The sequence below is a fragment of the Dermacoccus abyssi genome (assembly GCF_003515945.1).
Classification (GTDB): Bacteria; Actinomycetota; Actinomycetes; order Actinomycetales; family Dermatophilaceae; genus Dermacoccus; species Dermacoccus abyssi.
Window position 1 is genome coordinate 28,084 of sequence record NZ_QWLM01000021.1, and the last position, 20,328, is coordinate 48,411.

Consider the following 20,328-nt stretch of genomic DNA (forward strand, 5'->3'; position numbering starts at 1 on the left):
TAAGACTCTGGGTAGCACGCTCGATTTCCTCGATCTTGCGCCGGTCGGCCGCGATCAACGCCGCGACCTGCGCACGCGTCGCGGCGACCGTGACGCCCTCAGAGTCGTGTTCATCATCACCGTTGCTATCTCGGGAGGCCTCGACGATGTCCTCGAACGAGCGCCCAGGTCACGGAGCCTCTGCTGAGCGGCACTCCTGGCCTGCCCCAGCAGCTCTCGTGCAACGCGCTCGTCCATTGTGCGAAGTCTAGAACAAGCGGCCACCAAGGCCGATAAACACCGCATCCGGGCGTCAGCGCGTCGTGGGAGGGTGCCGCCACTGCCCTCCGATCCTGGTGGCTATGTCAACTCCATCCGGCCCCGGGATGACGGCCCGACTTGGCTCCAGCTAACGCGAGACCAACGGCAGCACAGGGCGTTCGGCAGATGCTTCTGAGAGGCTGGTGCCCATGAGTGCTGAACCTTCTCTGGTGCCAGAGCTGGCCGTCACCGACTGCGATGTGTCCGTCCGGTTCTGGCGTGACCTGCTCGCCTTCGAGGTGCTCTACGACAGGCCCGAGGAGGGCTTTGCCTACCTCGCGCTGGGTGACGCCCACCTGATGCTCGACCAAGCCGACATCGGCAGGACGTGGCGAACGGCACCCTTCGACCCACCGTTGGGGCGCGGGATCAACTTCCAGATTTCGGTGCCCGATGTTGCCGATCAACTCAAGCAGCTCCGCGAGGCGAACTGGCCGCTGTTCATGGAGCCGGAAGACAAGTGGTATCGCATTGGTCCAAACGAAGAGGCTGGCGTTCGCCAGTTCCTTACGGGAGTAATCGTCGAGGATCACCGTCAACCAGGGCCGCGCGGGCTTCCCGTCGGGGCCGACGATGAGCAGGTCCAGCATCGTGTGGTCCCCGATTCCCGTGCTGGGCACGCTTCGGTTCCGTCGCCCCAACGCGGCTACCTGGCTTTCGTGAACCCTCGCAATATCGTTCATCGCCGCTTTCAAGTACGTCATCGAGCCGGCCGACCCGTGCGCGATGGCATTGCGGGTGGTGCCGGAGCAGGCGCTGGAGCGGTTGCGTAACTGGCTGCTCGCGCCGCTTGATGACGTCGACCGGCGCGGCTGCCTTCTCGCCAGGGCCACGGCCGAGCTCGCGTGGGAAGACGACGCCGTCGCGGCCCGCTCGCTGGCGGCGTACGAGGTGCTCTTGGGCAGCTGCCGCCGCCTAGTGGAGCAGGCGCAGCAGGCCGGCCTAGTCGACCCGACCGCCGACGCCGAGGCGCTCGGCGGGTTTGTCCTGGCCACGCACCGCGGGCTCGAGGCCCTCGCCAAGGCGGGGACGGACGCGGCGACGATGAGGCGCAGCAGGCCGGCGCCGCCGTCGACAGCATCACCCTCGGTCCTGCCTCCGGGTCCGCGTGACGGCCCGCGGGGGCATAGCTCCGTACCAGGGCCCTCGCCGGAATGGTCACACGCGGGGACATTCCGGCAGCGACTCGGTTTCGCCCCGCTGAACGGCGGCGCTACCGATCTTCCAGTAGCACCCGTGCCAGTTCTGTTGGTCGGGTGAACATGGCCATGTGACTGCCCTCGACGATGCGAGGCTGCAGTCCGATGCGAGCTGCGAACTCCGCGCCTGGGCGCGCGAGGGAGATGTCCTGGGCGCCCAGGATGTAGCGGGCCGGGATTCCGAGGTCGACGACGCTGGGCCCGTCGACCGATCCGAGGATGTAGCCACCGGGCGTGCTAGTCACCAGTGAGGCGACCAGATCCTGGGCTACCGGGTCTTCGCCTGGCATGAGGACGTTCGTCACGGTGTCGGCGTCCAGAGGGATAGTCGGGCCTTGGGTCAATGTGTGACGCAGGTAGGCGCCCATCTGCGTGTTCTCGTCGACCATGGGCACGCCGGAGGCCGGCACGACAGCGTTGTAGTAGACCAACTCCTCGACCTGCGCCGGGCCCAGGGCTGCCGCCGCTGCCGTCGCTGGGTATCCGCCCCAGCTGTGTGCGACGAGGGTGACTGCCTCCGGGGAATGGGTCTGGACGTGGTCGACGACGTATTGCGCAGCCTCGCGCAGCGTTGCCGCTGGGTCAGGCGTGTCGAAGCGCAGTCCCGGCAGCGTCAGCGCCGCCGCTCGGTGCCCTGCCTGCTCCAACAGCTTCGCCGTCGGGCGCCAGGCCCAACCGCCACACCCCACACCGGGGATGAGGACAAAGGTGCGCATGGGTCCTCCTGTGTCACGTCGGCCATACCGTCGATTTCCGTGCACGGCTGGGGCTCCGCCCCTGGTGCACCGAGCGGCACCTGCCAGCTCGGAGACGCTGACGCCTACCGCAGCCCACGGATGTGGTCGAGGCCGTCGCCGGCGGCGCCGAAGTACTGCAGGTGCTCGACGAGGTGGCCGAGCAGCGGCACTCGGTGGTAGGCGAAGGACCAAGACCCGGCAGACTGCGCGCTCAGCTCGAGAGGAAGCCCGTGACCGGCGGCGGTGGCCTTCACCCCGTCGATGTCGTCGGTGAGCACGCCGACGTTGTGAAAGCGCAGCAGGGGACCCGGGCCCTCAAGGAGATCAGCCCACAGGCCCACGGCCCCCCGAGACGGGCTGCATCACCTCGATCAGATGGCCCGACCTCGTGAGTTCGACGAAACCGCGGTGCTCGCAGCCGCCAGGGAGGTCTTCTGGACCAAGGGCTACGCCGCCGCGAGCGTGGACGCCATCGGCGTCGCGACCGGGCTCGGCAAGGGAAGTCTCTACGGTGCCTTCGGCGGCAAGCGGGGACTCTTCGGGCAGGTCTTCGATCAGTACTGCACGAACGCGCTGCGGGCCACAGCGGCGGCCCTCGCGGGCCCCGACCGCGAGGCCCTCGAGCGACTGCGGGCCTTCGTCAGCGCCGGAGCAGCGGCGACCGGTGGAGATGCTCGACGAGGTTGCCTACTCGCAAAGAGCGTCGCCGAACTCGCTGACCACGACGCCGACGTGCAGCAGCGGGCCAACGAGACATACATGCTGATGGAGGACTACCTGACGGCGGCCGTCGAGGCGGCGCAACGTCATGGCTCGTTGCGGCCTGATGGGGACGCCCACGCGCTGGCGCAGACGCTCCTCGCGCTTCAGCGGGGCCTCGAAGCCTTGGGAAAAGCAGGCACGCCCGTGTCCGGTTCGACTGTCCTGGACGTGGTCCTCGCGTCCTTCCGATGACGCGCAACCAAGGAACAGGCCGGTCCTGTCTCCACTCGATCGCGACCGAAAGAGACGTGTGCGCGCTCAGTGAGCGGTAGGAGGTCTGCCCGGGGCTGACCCGACTCGCTCGGCGAACTCTGGTCGGTCTCAGGCGCCGGTTAGCCGAGAGGCCCGCAGCCGCGTCCTTCGTCCGTCATGCCTCGGTGACGACGACGCGGTTGCCGTCGGGGTGGGCGAGGACGAGCAGCCTCGCGCTGCCGCCGAGCTGCACCCCGTCGCGCCGTCCGTCAGCGCTGCGGCGAGGGCGTCGAGGTCGTCGAGGTCGTCGAGGTGGTCGGCGGCGAGGACGCAGCCCGACCCACCGGCCCGCGCCGGGTCCCGCGACACCTGCACGCCACCACTAGCGACGGGATGCCACTCCAGCAGACCGTCAATGGGCCCGCGGCGGGCGGCGCGCCCAGGACGAGCGCGTACCAGCGCTCGGCCTCATCCAAGTCGGTCACACTCAGGTTCGCCAGCACGCCAGCTATGGTCATGTCGTCCTCCGGCCTCCTGCTGCCCGGGCACACCCGGGCCGCCTCGGTCGCACGGTAGACCGACGGCCGGCTCGGAACTCATCGCCGTCCCCCGCTGATCTCGCCGCCCCGGGAAGCCGCCGAGACCACGGCATGGCAGGTGACATCCGAACTCGTAGGCGTCGGCCATCCGTCCCAGAAGCCGACCGCCTGCCAGCGCATCGACCGGCACCCACCGCGGCTGCCAGCGTCGGCGCTCCAGGTGTCCGGTGAAGATCGTCGCTGGGACGTTGAACGGCTCCGTACTTACCGCACATCCCGCGGTGCGCGCGAGCACACGGGCATCCCGCGCTCAGTGCGCGGTCAGCCCGCCACGTAGCGCCACCAGGAATACGCCACTTACCGCTACAGGTCACACGATGGGGCTCCGCCATGGTCGTGGTTTGCGCGTCGCCGCCGACCATGAGCACCGAACAGGTGCAGGACGGCGGAAGCGACATCGACCGAAGCTAGAAGGCCGACACCGAGCGATGCTGGTCACAGCCATAGACGGCACGGTACGAAAGCGATGCGCCGACCCGTCAAACCGCTCCAATGGTGCAGAAACGGTCATTTTTGGTGCGGTCATCGCCGACCTCGAAAACGGGCGGCACTCGGCACCCTTCCGGTCACCAAAACTCGTGGCAAAACTAAATCAACCATAACTGGGGCGATTCGACGGGTTTTGGTAGGCGACATCGCTCGGTAGCGTCGGCAGCCGCGAGACCACGTCACACCCCCTCGCCCGCCCGATTCCTTTGGAATCACTTTCCGCCCCTGGCGAGGGTGGCTACGCTCACAGTGTTCCAGCTGTCGACCGAGGAGTGTCCGTGGCCAAGCCGCTGTCATTGGCTGAGATTCGCAAGCGGAGTGTCGCGTTCGTTCGTGACTGGCGGGACGAGCCGGGGGCGGAGAAGCAGCAAGCTCACCAGTTCGTCGCAGACCTGCTCAAGGTCTACGGGCTCTCTGAATCCAAGGCTGCCTTGTACGAGAAGCGGGCGCGCCGCTCATCGACGGGCCGCGGTGGTTACATCGACGCTCTCGTGCCGGGACTGTGCGCGATCGAGATGAAGTCCAAGGGTGTTGATCTCGAAGCGGCCGAGCAGCAGGCCCTCGACTACCTCGATGCCCTTAGCGGCGCCGAGATGCCCCGCTGGGTCATCACGAGTGACTTCGCGACCTTCCGCCTGCTGGAGTTGTCACCCGATGGCGCTGACGCGATCACGTTCACGTTGGAGCAGCTCCCCGAACGATGCGACGCACTGGCCTTCTTGGCCGGCTACCAGCAACGAACGTTCGGCAGCCGCGAGCAAGAGCAAGCATCGGTCAAGGCCGCGAAACTCATGGGCAGCTTGTACGAGTCCCTCGAGGCATCTGGCTACGACGACCACGATGCATCCGTGTTCCTAGTGCGCACCTTGTTCGCGCTGTACGCCGACGACGCAGGAGTGTGGGAACGCGACCTGTTCTACGAGTTCGTCGAAACCCGCACCGCCGAGGACGGTTCTGATCTGGGCGCGCAGTTGAGCGTCCTGTTCCAGGCCCTCAATCGAGAAAGCAGCAAACGACAGCACACCCTCGACCCACTCGTTCAGCGATTCCCCTACGTCAACGGTGACCTGTTCGGGGAGTCGGTGAGCATCCCCTCGTTCGACTCGGAGATGCGCGAGAAACTCCTCGAGGCGTGCGCGTTCAACTGGTCGAAGATCAGCCCCGCAGTGTTCGGCAGCCTGTTCCAGTCAGTCAAAGACAAGGCCGCCCGGCGCGAGCTCGGCGAGCACTACACAACACGCACCAACATCCTCAAGACGATCAACCCCTTGTTCATGGACGAGCTGCGAGAGCGCGCAGTCGCTGCGCACCACGACGTCAAGAAGCTGAAGAAGCTGCGGGAAGACCTAGCGAAGGTGCGCGTGTTCGACCCTGCCTGTGGTTGCGGCAACTTCCTCGTCGTGGCCTACGCCGAGATGCGGGCGCTTGACCTGCAGATCCTCGAACGTTTGCAGCAACTCGGGGCGCTGTCCGAGACGTTGTTCTTCGTCGCGGCGAACCTGAAGGTCACGTTGGATCACTTCGTTGGCCTTGAGCTGGAGGAATGGCCCGCACGCATCGCGGCCACGGCGCTGCACCTCGTCGACCACCAAGCCAACCTCGCGATGGAACTGTCACTCGGTGCGGCGCCCGAGCCGTTGCCGCTGACCAAGGTCGACTCCATCCACGTCGCGGACGCGCTCGATACCGACTGGCGGGCCATCCTGACACCGAGCAACGACGTGCGCATCGTCGGCAACCCCCCATTCCTGGGGCACGCGACCCGCTCGGCCACGCAGGCGCAGCAGCTTCGCGAAGTGTGGGGCCGCCAAGACATCGGTCGCCTCGACTACGTCACAGCCTGGTTCAAGAAGGCGATCGACTACTTTGCTGGCTTCGAAGGCGGTCGCTTCGCTCTGGTATCGACGAACTCGATCGTGCAAGGTGAGCCCGTTCCGGCATTGTTCGGCCCCATCTTCGAGGCAGGATGGCGCCTGCGCTTCGCCCACCGGACGTTCGCGTGGTCATCGGAAGCAGCGAACGCCGCCGCTGTGCACTGCGTCATCACCGGCTTCGACAAGAATGCGCAGCCGCCTGCACGCCTGTTCAGTTACCCCTCGCTCAAGGGCGAGGCCACCGAGGCCCCCGCCACGTCGATCAACGCCTACCTCGTCGATGCACCCAACGTCCTGGTCGAACAGCGTCGACAGCCCCTCTCCCCCGAACTGCCCGCTTGCACGTTCGGCAACATGGCCCGTGATGGTGGAGGCCTCATCGTGGAGGCTACCGACCATGACGCATTCGCCGCTGACCCGGTGGCCAGTAGGTACCTTCGCCCCTTCGTGGGCGCCCGAGAACTCCTGCACGACCTACCGCGATGGTGTCTGTGGATGGTCGACCTCGACCCCAGGGACGTCGCTGCAAGTCCGCTGCTCAAAGAGCGCCTCGAGTTCGTGCGCGAGACCCGAGCCAAAAGCAGAGCCGCTTCCACCGCAGCCATGGCAGCGACACCGCACCTGTTCGGCCAACGCTCCCAACCTGACGTCCCCTACCTCGTCATCCCGAAGACCTCGAGTGAAACCCGCCTCTACTTCCCAACTAAGCACGCGATGCCGGAGACCATCGCGAGCGATCTCGTATTCACAGCGAAGGACTCGGACGGGTTCCTTTTCGGCATCATCTCTTCATCCATGTTCCTCACGTGGCAGAAATCCGTGGGGGGCGCCCTTGAGTCCCGTCTGCGGTTCTCGAACACGATCGTGTGGAACAACCTGCCCCTGCCCACGCCCAGCATGAAGACACGGTCGGCGGTCATCGCAGCTGGGAAGGACGTTCTCGCCGCACAAGCGTTGCACCCGCAGCGGTCCCTCGCAGAGCACTACAACCCCCTCGCGATGGACCCCGCGCTACTCAAGGCTCACGCTGGCCTCGACCGGGTCGTCGACAAGGCCTTCGGAGCACGAAAGAGCCTGCACACCGAGCAGGACCGTCAGGCCGTCCTGTTCCGCCGCTACGCCGAACTCACCGCGTAACGAGCAATGGGGACCTCGATGTGCACAATGCCCACCGACCTATCCATGACCGTTCTAGCCCCACTGATCGGCTCGGGAATGATCGGCTTGCTCCTGGTGATGTGGAACAACCTCCGGCACGGACGGAAATATCATGAGGTGAAGCTCGCGGACATGAGCGAGTTGGCTCCCGATGATCGCCGTTGGACCCTGCTGGGACTCGGGTGGTTTCTCGCCACTCTCGTAATCGCCCTCCTGTATGCCGGGGTCACCGAAGCGGCCAAGAGGATCGCCGATTGGGCGGGAGCCTGTGGTGCCCCATTGCCCGGTAGCTCGATGTGGCCACCGACAGTAGTGTTCGCGATCTTCACCTTGATTTCGGCAGGCAGTCTCATGGCGAAGCCGTTGACGCCTCGGTGGCGCACCGCGGCGACGGGAGCCGCTTGGGGCTTCCTGTCTCTCACAGTCGGATTCGCGGTCGCCGTTTTCACCGCAGACCCTGCATGGCTGGTGTGGTTGCCTACTGCCGCGACCCTCGTGCCGATTCTGGCACCCTTCCGTCGTAGAACAGATCACGGAGACCACGTAGGCCGTTAGTGACCCGCAGTGCTCGCTAGCCTCCGGCATGACAGTCAACACCGACTGCGTCTTACGAACTGGAGTTGCCATGCCCCACCCCCCCTTCGCGCACCCCGTACTCCTCACGAGGCCTCTGGGCAGCGCGCACTGGCCACCCTTGCCTTGGCAGCAAGTGTGCTTGCCTTCGCTTTCGCCCTGACCCAGGCCCTTGGCGGCGAGGGTAGCCAGGCGCTGCGCCTCACCCTCATGGCCTGCATATTGCTGTTCGGCGGGCTCTCGATTCGGCACCAAGCGCGCGATTTTGAGAGCCAGCGCCTTGAGGGCGACATGCGACACTCAAGCGAGCAGGAGGTGATTCCAATGGAATCACCGCATCGTCGGTGACTCACTCACGCGAGCTCGCACGGGAGAGGTGATTGCGATCTCGCCGGTGTGACGACGCCAAATATCGCGCGTCTCGAGGGCGTCGAGGTCGACCACGGCAAACAGTGCACCTTCGGCGCTGACTCCGTTGGCGGCCAAAGCTACGGCGTCGAGGGGCGCCTGGGAGAAGTAGACCGCTGCCCGAGGCAGACGGGGACGATCCCGAGTCCACATGCGCGACTGCTTGCGGCAATAGGCAGGATCGAGGATGACCACGCCAGCAGCGTCAGGGACGGCTGATCTGGACACGTGAAACAGGCCCGTGGCGCGAATATCGGTGAGCTCACGTAACGTGATGGGCCGGTAACCAGCTGCACACATCATCACCGCCAGGGCAGCTGGGATGAGAGCGAGTTGGAACAAGAGCCGATGTCCTGTCGGCAGGACGACGAGGGCGAAGACGACGAGCAGCGCAATCCCCGAAAGGCTCGCGGCTCGATCACCGCGGAACGGATACGCGAGGGCGCGGGCATACGTCACGACATCAGCGCGCTTCCAGTTCCGCCGTCGAGCCTCGGGGGGCTTGGAGCTGACCATTGCCTCATGGTCGCTTGCGCGCCCACCCTTGTGCGTGACATTCCGGCCAAAAGCGGCGACGATCCCGTCATGGACATCGTCACATCAAGTGGGTGGCTCTTCTTTGGGTGCGTGCTCGTCCCGGCTTTCGTGGGTCTTTGCGTGGCCTCACGGTGCGGGGCGCGCACGCTCGAGGACACATTGTGTTTGCGTGGCGCGCCGTGGCCACTGGGCAGGTGCTGGCAGCACAAGGGTCGGTTGTCGATTCTCGACCTCGTGTCTCTGGCCTTCCTCGCCGTCGCGGTAGGCGGCTACTTCTACTGGTCTGGTCATCACGTCGGCCCCATGCTCAACCTGGTCTGAGTCGAGGAGCTTTTCCCGTCAGCGCACGAGGTGTTCGATTCGCTCGTCGCAGCGGCCGGTATCGGTAAGCGTCGGTCCTCTTCGTGCTGCAGGGCGCTCGGGTAGGCGGCTACGCCGTCGCCCAGCCGCAACGCCCGCGAGATTTGGGGCCGCACGACGTTGCGTCCAGACACGTGAGTGGCGAGGGGTTGACCTCCCCATTCGCGCGCGATTAAGGTGTTCGTATTCCGCCCCGCCTCCCACCTCGGGAATGGCGGGGTTTTTTTGTCTCGAGGAGCCCACAGGTGAAGCCTTCGCCGCCACCAGAGAGCGTTGTTGTTCTCATCGACTACGAAAACGTACAGCGGACTGCCACGCGCCGCTTCCTTCAGATCGGCGCTGACAGGGGGAAGTCTGGCCACATCAACCCGCGCAAGTTGGCCGAACTCCTCGTTGCCAAGAGGAAGCGGCCGAGCTACCTGCTCGAAGCACGGGCCTACCGAGGGCGTCCGAGTCCTCACCACCAGCCCACCTCCACTGCAGCGAATGACCGGCAGCACAGCGATTGGTGTGACGCTGGCGTGACCGTCGTGCGCCGCAACCTTTCCTACCCCGACGACTGGCCCAGTACGCCACCAACGGAGAAGGGCATAGACGTCGCACTCGCTGTTGACGCTGTGCGACTCGCGGCGCTGCGACGGGCCGACACGATCATCATCGTCTCTCACGACAAGGATCTTCTGCCTGCCGTCGAGACGATCATCGAGTTGCCGGGTTGCCACGTGGAGGTAGCAGCCTGGAGCGAGTGCCACCGTCTGAAGCTAGACGCCTCGACCGCGGAGGACTTGAGTGTCTCCATCGGGACACCGTGGTGTCACTTCCTCAGCGAGCAAGACTTCAACGCTGTGCGGGACCCCGTCGACTACACCAAGGAATAGCGGACATCGACGCGGCAGCGTGAGGGGTGATTCCAGTGGAATCACCCCTCACGTGCGACGAAGCTACGCGAGTCGGTTGGGGAGGCGCGCTGGCGCTGGAGGCAGTTGCCCGTGGCGCTGCACGGACTGTTGGACGGCGACGTGGATGGCTTCTGCGATCCAGGTGCTCTCGGCGAGGAACCGATCGGCGTGTTCGTCGTCGCGCCGCGCGGCGCTCACGAGGTCATGCGTGCCGTCAACGACGGTCCAGTTGCGCATCTGGCCTCGCGTGGAGTGGATGACGCGCTCTCGCGCGAGAGCCGCGCGCTCCTGCGGCGAGCGGGCGGCGTGGCGGGCAATGGCGGCATGGACCCAGGCCGGGAACACCCCGTGCTCGTGGTCAGCTCGCCAGTCTGCGAGGTACGCCGACTTCGCGTCAGCAAACTCCTCGTCGTAGAAGTAAGCATTGACTCGCTCCCCCACGGACACCTCCCTCTGCCAGCCGATTGGTCCAGTTCGAGGGTATCGGAATTTGCCTTGTATCACCCTATTGACTTAACTCACTGCATCCACTTAACTAGCCGTACGCGGTCCTGATCGGCAGGGCCGACGACCTGAGGAAGTGGCCTCGATGAGCAAGCCCACGAGTGAGTTTTCCCAGTTCTGCGCTGACGAGGTGGTGGCGCTGCGCCGCGCACAGCCGACCACCGCTGAGGGCGTCGTCGCCCTTGTGCGCGTCTTCGATCCGGCCGACGCCGGCTCTCGAGCCGACGCCGTCTATTCCGGCCCGGACCTGTTCGAGCAGATCAGCCCGGCCGGGTGGCAGATCGAGTGGCGCGAGGACGCGTGCTGGTTGGCCGTCCATCCCGAGACCGGTTCACGCCTGGGCCACTACGAAGGCCTGCTGTACGCCGAGCCCTCACTGGCCGCGACCGCGTGAGCCGCGTGCCATGCGAGACCTCTCCAGCGAAGGCCCCGTGACGGGGCAGCTGACCATGCTTGCCACCCCTCCCGAGAACGATCGAAAGAAGGACACCATGACCACGATCACCCGCACCCTCGACGGCCTGCACGCCCTGCGCGTGACTCGCGACCTGCTCGTCGACCGCGAAGCGCAACGCGCCGACGTCCTGGCCCGCGAGATGGCCGAGACGGAGACGACTAAGCGTTTCGTCGAGGTCGATGACATGCGCGCCACGATCAATGAGGACCGCGCCGAGGACCTCAATACCCTGCTCGACCTGATCAGCCCGTGCCCGGAGTGTGGCGCCGAGCTCGGGCAGCTGTGCGAGGCCTCCTGCCAAGAGCGCACGCACGAAGGCGCTCCGGTGTTGTCCGACCTCGACCTCGGGTGATTCCAGTGGAATCAACGGCGTGTGATCCCCGATTTTCGGCCCCTAATACATACATTTATTCGCAGTAGACGAAAGGTCAGATGATGGCTGAGAAGAAGACGGGTTTGGGGGGTGCGCCCCTGCAGCGCCGTGAGCCGAAGGCGCGCAAGAGCGCGTCGCTGGTGAGCGCGGTACGCACGCAGGACGAGTCGAGCGTGCTGTACCTGGCGTTGTCCGAGATCGCGGACAACCCGGAGAACCCCGAGGCGCGTGTCCAGGACGTGGCGGAGTTGGCCGACTCGATGCGCGAGGTGGGGCAGCTACAGCCTGGCCTCGTCGTCGACGCTGGCGAGTTCGTCGCGGAGTACCCGCAGCACGCCGAGGCCGTCGCCGGGCGGGCGTGGGTACTGCTGGCGGGGCACCGTCGTCGCGCGGCCGCGCAGGCCGCAGGCCTCGACACGTTCCAGGCCCTGCGACGTGGCGTTGCACGTCTCGACGAGACGGTGCTGCACGAGAACGTGCATCGCAAGGCGCTGACCGCAATTGAGGAAGCCCAGGCTTTCGGGCGGGTCATGGAGCGGCGCGGTCTGAGCCAGCGGGACATGGCGCGGCACGCGGGCGTTTCGCAGTCGCACGTCGCCAAGCGTCTCAAGCTGCTCAAGCTGCCCGAGAGCTTGCAGCAGGCCGTCAGTGAGGACGTGCTCGCCCCAGCGAAGGCTGTCAAGTTGATGACCGACGAGAGTGAGGAGACACTCGCGGAGATCGGCGCGCAATGGGCCGATGTCGAGGCTCGGCCTGGGTGGGCGCACTCACCCGCCGACATCGTTCATGACGCACGGCAGACGGTTGCGCGTGCCCGCCGCGTCGAGGCCGCACGGGCGAAGGCCGATGCTGAGGGTGTGGAGTTCCTCGAGGACCCGCCCGCGACGTTCGGACAGTTCAAGGTGTATGACCACCGGTTGCTCACAAAGAAGGATGTCGAGGCAGCCCGCGAGCGGGGCGACCTCGTGTACGCGCCCTCGACGTCGTGGGGCGAGAACGTCGAGCCGCTGGCATACCGTCGCAGCGTGCCCACCTCGCCGAACACGCCGTCGAGCGACGGGCAGGCGGAGCAGAGGGAGCGAGTGAAGGCGGACAAGGCCGCGACGAAGGCGCGCCGCGCGTTCCTCGCGGAGACCGTCAAGCGGAAGCCGACGACGGCTGAGGTGACGCGGTTGTTGACGATGACCGCGTTGGCGGGGGAGTCGATGATGTCCCACGTGACGGGCCTGGCGCGGCAGTTGGCGCAGGGTGCGGGCATCGGTCCCGCGCAGGAGATCGACTGGGACTGGCGCGGCGCGTTGGCCGATGTCGAGAAGGCTTCGACGCGTGAGCACCTCGCGTGGATCATCACTCTCGCGATCTGGGAAGACCGGATCAAGAACTCCCACAGCCTCTACCTGTCGACGGAAGACATCGCGTACCTCGAGCACCTCACCGAGCGCGGGTACGTGCTGAGCGATTTCGAGCAAGAAAAAGTGAATGATGCCCGCGCCCGCCTCCAGGAGGACGCGGCCGAGGACCAGGACAGCGAAGGGGAGCAGGCATGAAGGTCATCACCGTGGCGAACGCGGCAGGGTCGGCGGGTAAGACGACGACCGTGGTGAGCCTCGCGGCGCACCTGGCCGAGCGTGGGCGCCGGGTCGTGGTCGTCGACCTCGATGGGCAGGCGAACTCGACGCGCTGGCTTGGGGTGGACCCTGAGGAGATCGACGTGACGAGCGCGTCCGTGATGTTGCGCGACGCGAGCCTCGAGCAGGCCCTCGCCGAGACGAACACGCCGGGTGTGCGCCTCGTGCCGGCGACCGAGGGTGTGCACGCTCAGGCGATCCGGTTGCAGCAGGTCACCGGGCGCGAACTGCGTCTGGCCTCGGCGCTGCGCAAGCTCGAGGACGCCGATGTCGTGCTCATCGACTGCCCGGGCACGATCGGGCTCATGACCGTCGCCGCGCTCGTCGCGTCGGATGCGGTCGTCACCGTGACCCAGCCGACGTCGAAGGAACTCGAGGGCATCAGCGCCCTCGAGGGGACGATCGCCGAGGTCGCGGAGGACTTCGACAAGGACCTCGAGCTGGGCGCGATCGTGCCGTGCATCGTGCCACCCGCCAGTTCAGGTGCCCTCTACGCCGACGCGATCGCGCAGTTGCGCGAGGCCTACGGCGATCTCGTCACCCCGAACGTGCGGCGCTCCGTTAAGGCTGCGGGTGCATACAGCCACCGGGAACCGCTGCCGGTGTTCGCGCCGCGTGAGGGCGTCACCCGTGACTACGCCGCGGTGCTCGACGCGCTCGTGGAGCGGGGGGTGATCCCCGCGTGAAGGAACCGTTCAGCACCCAGATACCCGGGTCCCTGCGTGCCCGTGCCCGGGCGACGGTCAAGGGCATGAAGACCGTTGACCCGTCCTACAGCCTGTCGCAGCTCGTCACGGACGCCGTGCGCGCGCATGTCGCGCACTTGGAACAGCGACACCACCATGGGCACCCGTGGCCCACGGTGGCGCACCTCGACGTCGGGCGTCGACCGCTCGATGACGACGAGTGATTCCAGTGGAATCACGTCCTCGTTGCCGTGAATTCGCGCGGTCTCGCACAGTCACCAGTCCAGGAGGGGAGATACATCATGACTAGTGAGTTCGATCCGCGTTCAGGGTGTCCGTGGTGGGTAGCGTCGCAGCGACGACGCCAATCCAGGGAGGCTCACTCGTGGCACGCAGGACACCGCGCCCAGCGGATCACCAAATCGCTCTCGACCTGTTCGGCATGGCCGAACCCGAGGCCGACGAAAGGGTCGAGCACGCCCGTGGGTCTGACGCCAGACTGGAGTCAGGTGGCGTCACTGCCAATTCCGAGGGTGTGGGAGAAGACCATGGTGAACGAGTTCGAGTCGAGCCGGTACGCGACGCTGGCGCGCCAGGCGTGGAGCGAGCATCTGCCGAGGGTGGTCGCGCAGATGGACAACCCGAGCGCGTTCTTCGCGAGCCTGGGGGAGCAGGTGTCGGTTCGCCTCGGGCAGATGTACGAGCAGATGAGCCGACAGGTCCCCTCGAATCTGCCCTATTTGGAGCGGGTGGGGCAGTTGAAGGCGATCCGCAAGCAGGCCGAGGAGTTGGTGCTGCAGGAGATGATCTTCGATCCGATCGCGCAGAGCCAAATCGAGGACCGCAGCGCGCGCGAGCAGTTGGAGGAGGCGCTGGGGCAGGCTCCGCACCCGCGCGATCTGGAGATGGACCTGATCTCGATCCGTCACGAAGCGGAGGACGAGGCCGAGGACGAGGGCTGGGAGGAAGTGACCTACAGCCAGGAGCAGCAGGACCGGCTGGACTGGATGTTGCAGGTTCGTCCGCTGATCCATCTGGACCCGTCACAGATGAGCGAGGAGTCGATGCTCGAGACAGCGGCGGCGTTGCGGACGTTGCTGTCGAAGCGCCCGTAGCGTTCCGGCCGACAAGTCAGGACGACCTGGCCCCTTCGGGCCCGAAGTCTCGCTTCGCAGCGAACATCGCAGCGATCGAGACGAGCCGCCGCGTGCGCGGTGAGGGCCGGCCCGCGACGTCGCAAGAACAGCAGGTGCTCGCGCGGTGGTCGTCGTGGGGCGCGATCCCGCAGGTGTTCGATCCCACCAACGAGGCGTGGGCGCCTGAGCGCGAGCAGCTGCGCGCGATCCTCACCGATGACGAGTTCGACGCGGCGAGGCGCACCACGATCAACGCGCACTACACCGACGCGGCCATCGTCGAGGCCATGTGGTCGACGATGAGCGAGTTGGGCTTCGATGGTGGGCGCGTGCTTGAGCCAGGCTCGGGTGCGGGCACGTTCATCGGCATGGCACCCCAGGGCGCGCTCATGACCGGTGTCGAACTCGACCCGGTGACGGCGGGAATCGCGCAGAGCCTGTACCCGCAGGCCACGATCCGCAACGAGAGCTTCGCTGACACGCGCTTCCCGAACGGCACGTTCGACGCGGCGATCGGGAACGTGCCGTTCGCGAATGTCACTTTGCACGACCCGGTGGGCAATCAGGGTCGCCACTCCATGCACAACCACTTCATTATCAAGGCGCTGCAGATGACGCGCCCGGGCGGTTTGGTTGCGACGCTCACGTCGAGCTACACGATGGACGCCTCGAACCCGATGGCGCGTGAGGAGATGCACGACCTGGCCGACCTCGTGGGCGCGTTGCGCCTACCGAACGGCGCGCATCGCCGCGCGGCGGGCACCGAAGCGTTGACCGACTTGTTGATCTTCCGGCGCCGACCGGACAACCAGAAGGCAGACGCATCGCGTGACGCGATGTGGACGAGTGTTGGTCCGCTCCAACTGGACTCGGAGACCAGGATTCACGTCAACACGTACTTCCTTGAGCACCCCCAGCGGGTGCTGGGCACGTTCGCCGTTGCTCAGGGCGAAGGCGGTCGTGAGCAAACGGTGGTGCGCCCCGACGAAACAGGATGGGGACCGGAGCAGTTGAGGGAGGCACTGGCCGACATCGTGGCCAAAGCGCGCCGCGAGAGTCTGACCGCCCTCCCGGTCAGCGAAGAACAGCGCCGCGACCTGGCGCAGGTCGAGCAGCTGCGCACCGATCTTCTCGACGGAACCGTCGTCGAAGTCGACGATGAGCAGTACCCCAGCATCGGTGACGAGCGTTTCCAGATCGCGGCCGGTGGGCTTCTTGAGCCGTTCAAGGTGCCGAAGACGCAGGTGGCGGAGACGTCACAGCTCCTAGCGCTTCGTGACGGTGCGCGTGATCTGCTCATGCTGGAGCGGGGCACCGAGCAGACGGGTGAAACCCCCGAGCTGAGCGCTGCCCGCGCGCAGTTGAAGGCGGACTACGAGCGGTACGTGAATCGCTACGGGGCGATCAACCGGTACACGGTCTCGTCAACGGGCAAGCTGCGCGACGTCATCGACCCGCTGAGCGGGCTGCCGGTCATCGACCCGGACACGGGGGAGGCCGAGCAGGAGATGGGCACCCGGCGCGTGCTGCCACCAGCGGTCAGCCGGTTGGTGCGTGAAGATCCCAACATGGCGCTGGTCACAGCGTTGGAGAACTTCGACGACGCGACCCAGTTGGCGTCCCCGGCACTCATCCTGACCGAGCGGCAGATCGTGCACCGCACGTTTGCCGAGGAAGCCGAGACGGCCGCGGACGCGTTGTCGATCAGCATCGACAAGACCGGTCGCGCCGATCTCGAGGTCATCGCTGAACTGTTGAGCACGAACGTCGAGGACGCGCGCGAACGGCTCGGCACGCTCGTGTTCGACGACCCGAGCGAGCAACGCCTCGTCCCGGCGGCCGAGTACCTGTCGGGCAACGTTCGGATCAAGCTGGAGCAGGCCGAGGAAGCCGCGCAGCAAGACCCCCAGTTCGCGCCGAACGTAGAGGCGCTACGCGAGGTTCAACCGGCACCGACGCCGCTGGAAGACATTCGAGCCCGCCTGGGCGCGGTGTGGATCGACGTCGAGACGCACCAGCAATTCCTGCGCGAAACGCTGCGTGATCCGAACCTGACGCTCGAGAACCCTGCGCCGGACATGTGGATCGTGAGCGGCAATCGACGCTCCGTCGCTGCGACGGCAGAGTGGGGCACCGAGCGGGTGCCCGCACCGAAGCTGGCGGAGAAGTTGCTCAGCAACGCCACGATCACCGTGCAGGACAAGGACAGCGACGGTAAGAGGTATCCCAACCCTGTTGAGACGCAGGCCGCGCTCGACAAGGGTGAAGAGTTGCAGGACCGGTTCGCGGAGTGGGTGTGGGAAGACCCCGAGCGCACCACGCGTCTACAGGCCGCCTACGACCGTGCCTTCAACTCGCTCGTGCTGCGGGACTACGCCGAAGCGGGCAAGGCCCTGACGTTGCCGGGTCTGGCCGAGACGTTCACCCCGCGCGAGCACCAACGTTCCGCGATCGCGCGCATGGTCGCGGAGCCGGCTGTCGGGTTGTTCCACGAGGTCGGCGCGGGCAAGACCCTGGAGATGGTCGCGGGCACGATGGAGCTCAAACGACTGGGGCTGATCTCGAAACCCGCTGTTGTCGTGCCCAACCACATGCTGCGCCAGTTCACCCGCGAGTGGCTCCAGGCTTACCCGAGCGCGCAACTGCTCGCCGCGGGAAGCAACGACTTGGACGGCACCGGGCGGCGCAAGTTCGTCTCCCGCGCGGCGGCCAACGACTGGGACGCCGTGGTCATGACCCAGGGCGCGTTCAAGAGCCTGGGCGTGACCCCGGAGACCGAATCGGAGTACATGAACAAGCAGATCGAGCAGGCCCGCGAGTTCCTCGACAAGGCACGCGACGCGGGCCTGAGCGATCGCAGCATCAAGCAGGTCGAGAAGGACATCTTGAAGCAGGAGGAGAAGCTGAAGGCCTCCTTGGACGTGCACCGCGATGCGGGTGTCACCTTCGAAGCCACGGGGATCGACTACCTCGTCGTCGACGAGGCGCACATGTACAAGAACCTGCGCACTCACTCGAAGAAGCAGGCCGCGCAGATCAGCGGCTCGCAGGCCGCAACCGACCTCGAGCTGAAGATCGGGTACCTACGCGGCCAGCACGGCATGCGCGTCGCGACGTTTGCGACGGCAACACCGATCGCGAATTCGATCACCGAAGCCCACGTAATGCAGCGGTATCTGCGTCCCGACCTGCTCGAAGCCGCCGGGCTCAACTCGTTCGATGCGTGGCTCAACACCTTCACGATCGACACCCCGGACATGGAGGTCAGCCCGACCGGGCAGTTCCGAATGAAGGAACGACTGAAGTTCACCAACGTGGCCGACATGATGAAGATGTGGCACGTCTTCGCGGACGTGAAGACGGCCGAGGACTTGAACCTGCCGACACCGCTGGTCGCGCAGCGCGCGAGCGACGGCAAGCGGGACGTCGAGAACGTGACGGTGCTTCCCTCAGCACGGCTGCAGGACTACCAAGCGGAGTTGACCGAGCGCGCCAAGAAGCTCGCCGGGGGTGGTGTTGATCCGCAACACGACAACATGCTGAAGGTCAGTGGTGAAGGCCGCGCCGCCGCGCTCGACCTGCGCCTGATCGACGAGAACGAGTACGCGATCCCCGATGGGGACACGAAGTTGAACAAGGTCGCTGACACGATCCTGGCCGAGTGGGAACGTACCCGCGACAACGTTTACCTCGACGCGCGCGGAGAACCGAGCGAACTCAAGGGCGGGTTGCAGATCGTGTTCAGCGACATGGGCACCCCCAGCACCGAGCGCTGGAACGTCTACCACGCACTGCGCGGAATGCTCGTGCGCGGCGGGATGCCAGCGGAGTCCGTCCGTTTCATCCACGAAGCCAAGAACGACGCGGACAAGGCCCGCATGTTTGAGGCCGCGCGCAACGGCACCATCTCGGTCCTCATCGGCTCGACGAACAAGATGGGCGTCGGCACCAACGTTCAAGACCGCGTGACGGCGCTGCATCACATCGATTGCCCCTGGCGACCAGCCGACATTCGCCAACGCGAGGGACGTGCGATCCGTCAGGGCAACCAGAACGCCGAAGTGAACGTCTACCGCTACCTCACCGAGGGCAGCTTCGACGGGTACACGTGGCAGACCATCGCCCGTAAGGAAGCGATGGTCACCCAGATCATGCGTGGCGACCCGAGCCTGCGCGAGATGGAAGACGTCAGCGACATGCAGCTGTCTGCGGGCGTGGCCACGGCCATCGGATCGGGTAACCCATTGCTGCTGGAGAAGGCGCAAGCCGACCAAGAAGTGAACCGGCTGCGGCGGCGCCAATCGGCGCACAATCGGTCACAGACCTCGCTCGTGGCCACCCGTGACCGAGCGCGCACGACGATCATGAACGCGACCAGTGACCTCGCGCTGCTTCGCCCCGCGCTGGAGAAGACCGTGGCGGTCGACGGAGATCACTTCCGCATGAGCGTGGGCCAGTCCACGCTCACCAAACGTGCGGACGCGGCCGACGCTATTGCCAGCTGGGCTAACCGTGAACACATCGCGATGATGAGCGTCGGCCGTGAACCGGTCCAGCTCGGCACCATCGGTGGTCACGACGTCCTGGTCTCGCGTGAGAACAGCCACGACGGGCGCGACCTGCGGCGCATGGTCGTGCTCGAGTTGGCGGGCGTGCCGGGCTCCGCGAGCCGGCACCCGCTCGAGGATGTCCTGAAGCCGAGCCTGGGCACGGTGCGCGTTCTGGAGAACAAGACGACCGCGATCGGCGGCAACATCACCAAACTCGAGCAGGCACAGGACACGCTCGCCAGCGCGGAAGCGAACATCGGTAAGCCGTTCGTCGACGCCGACGCCCTCGAGGCGGCACGCGATCGTGCCGCCGACCTGGCCGCCCAGCTCGCGGAAAGCACCTCGGAGGAGGATGAACCCACGGCGGCAGCCGATGGGGCTCACCCCCAGGCCGAACGCCCCCAGACTCGCGTGGAGGCCTCCGCGCCAGCGCGGTACGTCGTCGAGGCATCGGAGCCGGTCCAGATCACGGGGGAGGGGCGACAACGCCTCACCAACGCACTGGAGAAGCTTCGCGCCAAGAACGAGTCCGCTACCGAGCCTGAGCGGCCCCGATCTCGCTTCGAACCGCACCACGACGTTCCCTCACACCAAGGTCGCTCCGGTCCAGGAAGGAGTCTGTGACCGGTGGGGTGATTCCAGCGGAATCCCCCCACCGCGGCCACCGGTCGCGACGTCGAATGAGCGCTATGGTCGGTTGCATGACAGACGAACCGCGCCTCTTGTTCATGAATTGGAACCACTCGGACCTCTCGATCCGGCAAGAGACACAGACGCCCAACGACAAGGGCGGCCTCGACCGCAAACAGGCTCTTCACAGATGAGGGTGTAGTCGGTTGAGCGCGTCGGTGGCCGGGTAGGGGTCGAGGTCTCCCGGATGATGGAAGTTCTTCACGCTCGCCATCCC

16 protein-coding genes are annotated in these 20,328 nt (G+C 66.0%); 12 read left to right on the plus strand and 4 right to left on the minus strand.

The features are described 5' to 3' along the window. The first annotated feature begins 449 nt into the window (after positions 1-449). Together D1832_RS15435 and D1832_RS16275 are read left to right on the plus strand one after the other, a co-directional pair. A complete protein-coding gene (locus tag D1832_RS15435) occupies positions 450-1,073 on the plus strand; it encodes a VOC family protein (protein WP_182434801.1) in 624 nt (207 codons plus the stop codon). After that, positions 1,027-1,560 (plus strand): TetR family transcriptional regulator C-terminal domain-containing protein, encoded by a 534-nt coding sequence (locus D1832_RS16275; RefSeq protein WP_415557233.1) that lies wholly within the window; start codon positions 1,027-1,029, stop codon positions 1,558-1,560. Before D1832_RS15435 ends, D1832_RS16275 begins: the two co-directional genes overlap by 47 nt. On the opposite strand, the gene D1832_RS13690 is transcribed toward D1832_RS16275, so the two are convergent. After that, positions 1,514-2,215 (minus strand): alpha/beta fold hydrolase, encoded by a 702-nt coding sequence (locus D1832_RS13690; RefSeq protein WP_118914826.1) that lies wholly within the window; start codon positions 2,213-2,215, stop codon positions 1,514-1,516. The two genes, D1832_RS16275 and D1832_RS13690, sit on opposite strands and share 47 nt — an antisense overlap. 104 nt (positions 2,216-2,319) lie before the next feature. Then, positions 2,320-2,514, minus strand: coding sequence for a hypothetical protein (locus D1832_RS13695; RefSeq protein ID WP_147362719.1), 195 nt, complete (start codon positions 2,512-2,514; stop codon positions 2,320-2,322). A 97-nt stretch (positions 2,515-2,611) separates the two neighbouring features. On the opposite strand from D1832_RS13695, the gene D1832_RS13700 reads away from it, so the two are divergent. Both D1832_RS13700 and D1832_RS13710 read left to right on the plus strand, forming a co-directional pair. Beyond that, complete coding sequence (locus tag D1832_RS13700) at positions 2,612-3,190, plus strand: TetR/AcrR family transcriptional regulator (protein ID WP_118914830.1); 579 nt, start codon at positions 2,612-2,614, stop codon at positions 3,188-3,190. A gap of 1,366 nt (positions 3,191-4,556) precedes the next feature. Then, positions 4,557-7,289 carry a class I SAM-dependent DNA methyltransferase gene (locus D1832_RS13710; protein WP_147362720.1) on the plus strand — a complete coding sequence of 911 codons (2,733 nt, stop codon included), beginning with the start codon at positions 4,557-4,559 and terminating at the stop codon, positions 7,287-7,289. 924 nt (positions 7,290-8,213) lie between these two features. On the opposite strand, the gene D1832_RS13725 is transcribed toward D1832_RS13710, so the two are convergent. Beyond that, on the minus strand, positions 8,214-8,807 hold the full coding sequence (locus tag D1832_RS13725; RefSeq protein WP_118914839.1) for a hypothetical protein: 594 nt from the start codon (positions 8,805-8,807) through the stop codon (positions 8,214-8,216). A gap of 626 nt (positions 8,808-9,433) precedes the next feature. On the opposite strand from D1832_RS13725, the gene D1832_RS13735 reads away from it, so the two are divergent. Next, positions 9,434-10,066, plus strand: a complete 633-nt coding sequence (locus tag D1832_RS13735; protein WP_118914842.1) for an NYN domain-containing protein — start codon at positions 9,434-9,436, stop codon at positions 10,064-10,066. 63 nt (positions 10,067-10,129) lie between these two features. Here D1832_RS13735 and D1832_RS13740 read toward each other — a convergent pair whose 3' ends face one another. Continuing rightward, the gene (locus D1832_RS13740) at positions 10,130-10,528 is read right to left on the minus strand and encodes a hypothetical protein (RefSeq protein ID WP_147362721.1); all 399 of its coding nucleotides are present in this window, start codon (positions 10,526-10,528) and stop codon (positions 10,130-10,132) included. Positions 10,529-10,676: 148 nt separating this feature from the next. Here D1832_RS13740 and D1832_RS13745 point away from each other — a divergent pair, with 148 nt between their 5' ends. From D1832_RS13745 to D1832_RS13775, 7 genes are all read left to right on the plus strand, one after another. Further along, the gene (locus D1832_RS13745) at positions 10,677-10,985 is read left to right on the plus strand and encodes a hypothetical protein (protein ID WP_147362722.1); all 309 of its coding nucleotides are present in this window, start codon (positions 10,677-10,679) and stop codon (positions 10,983-10,985) included. 97 nt (positions 10,986-11,082) lie between these two features. Continuing rightward, positions 11,083-11,400, plus strand: coding sequence for a hypothetical protein (locus D1832_RS13750; RefSeq protein ID WP_147362723.1), 318 nt, complete (start codon positions 11,083-11,085; stop codon positions 11,398-11,400). An 83-nt stretch (positions 11,401-11,483) separates the two neighbouring features. After that, complete coding sequence (locus D1832_RS13755) at positions 11,484-12,968, plus strand: ParB/RepB/Spo0J family partition protein (protein WP_182434802.1); 1,485 nt, start codon at positions 11,484-11,486, stop codon at positions 12,966-12,968. Next, positions 12,965-13,735 carry a ParA family protein gene (locus D1832_RS13760; protein ID WP_118914852.1) on the plus strand — a complete coding sequence of 257 codons (771 nt, stop codon included), beginning with the start codon at positions 12,965-12,967 and terminating at the stop codon, positions 13,733-13,735. Before D1832_RS13755 ends, D1832_RS13760 begins: the two co-directional genes overlap by 4 nt. A gap of 65 nt (positions 13,736-13,800) precedes the next feature. Further along, positions 13,801-13,959, plus strand: coding sequence for a hypothetical protein (locus D1832_RS15440; protein ID WP_182434803.1), 159 nt, complete (start codon positions 13,801-13,803; stop codon positions 13,957-13,959). 324 nt (positions 13,960-14,283) lie between these two features. Then, on the plus strand, positions 14,284-14,850 hold the full coding sequence (locus D1832_RS13770; protein ID WP_147362724.1) for a hypothetical protein: 567 nt from the start codon (positions 14,284-14,286) through the stop codon (positions 14,848-14,850). Between the two features lie 92 nt (positions 14,851-14,942). Further along, entirely contained in the window at positions 14,943-20,045 is a 5,103-nt protein-coding gene (locus D1832_RS13775) for a helicase-related protein (protein ID WP_118914858.1), read from the plus strand. Positions 20,046-20,328: the final 283 nt, after the last annotated feature.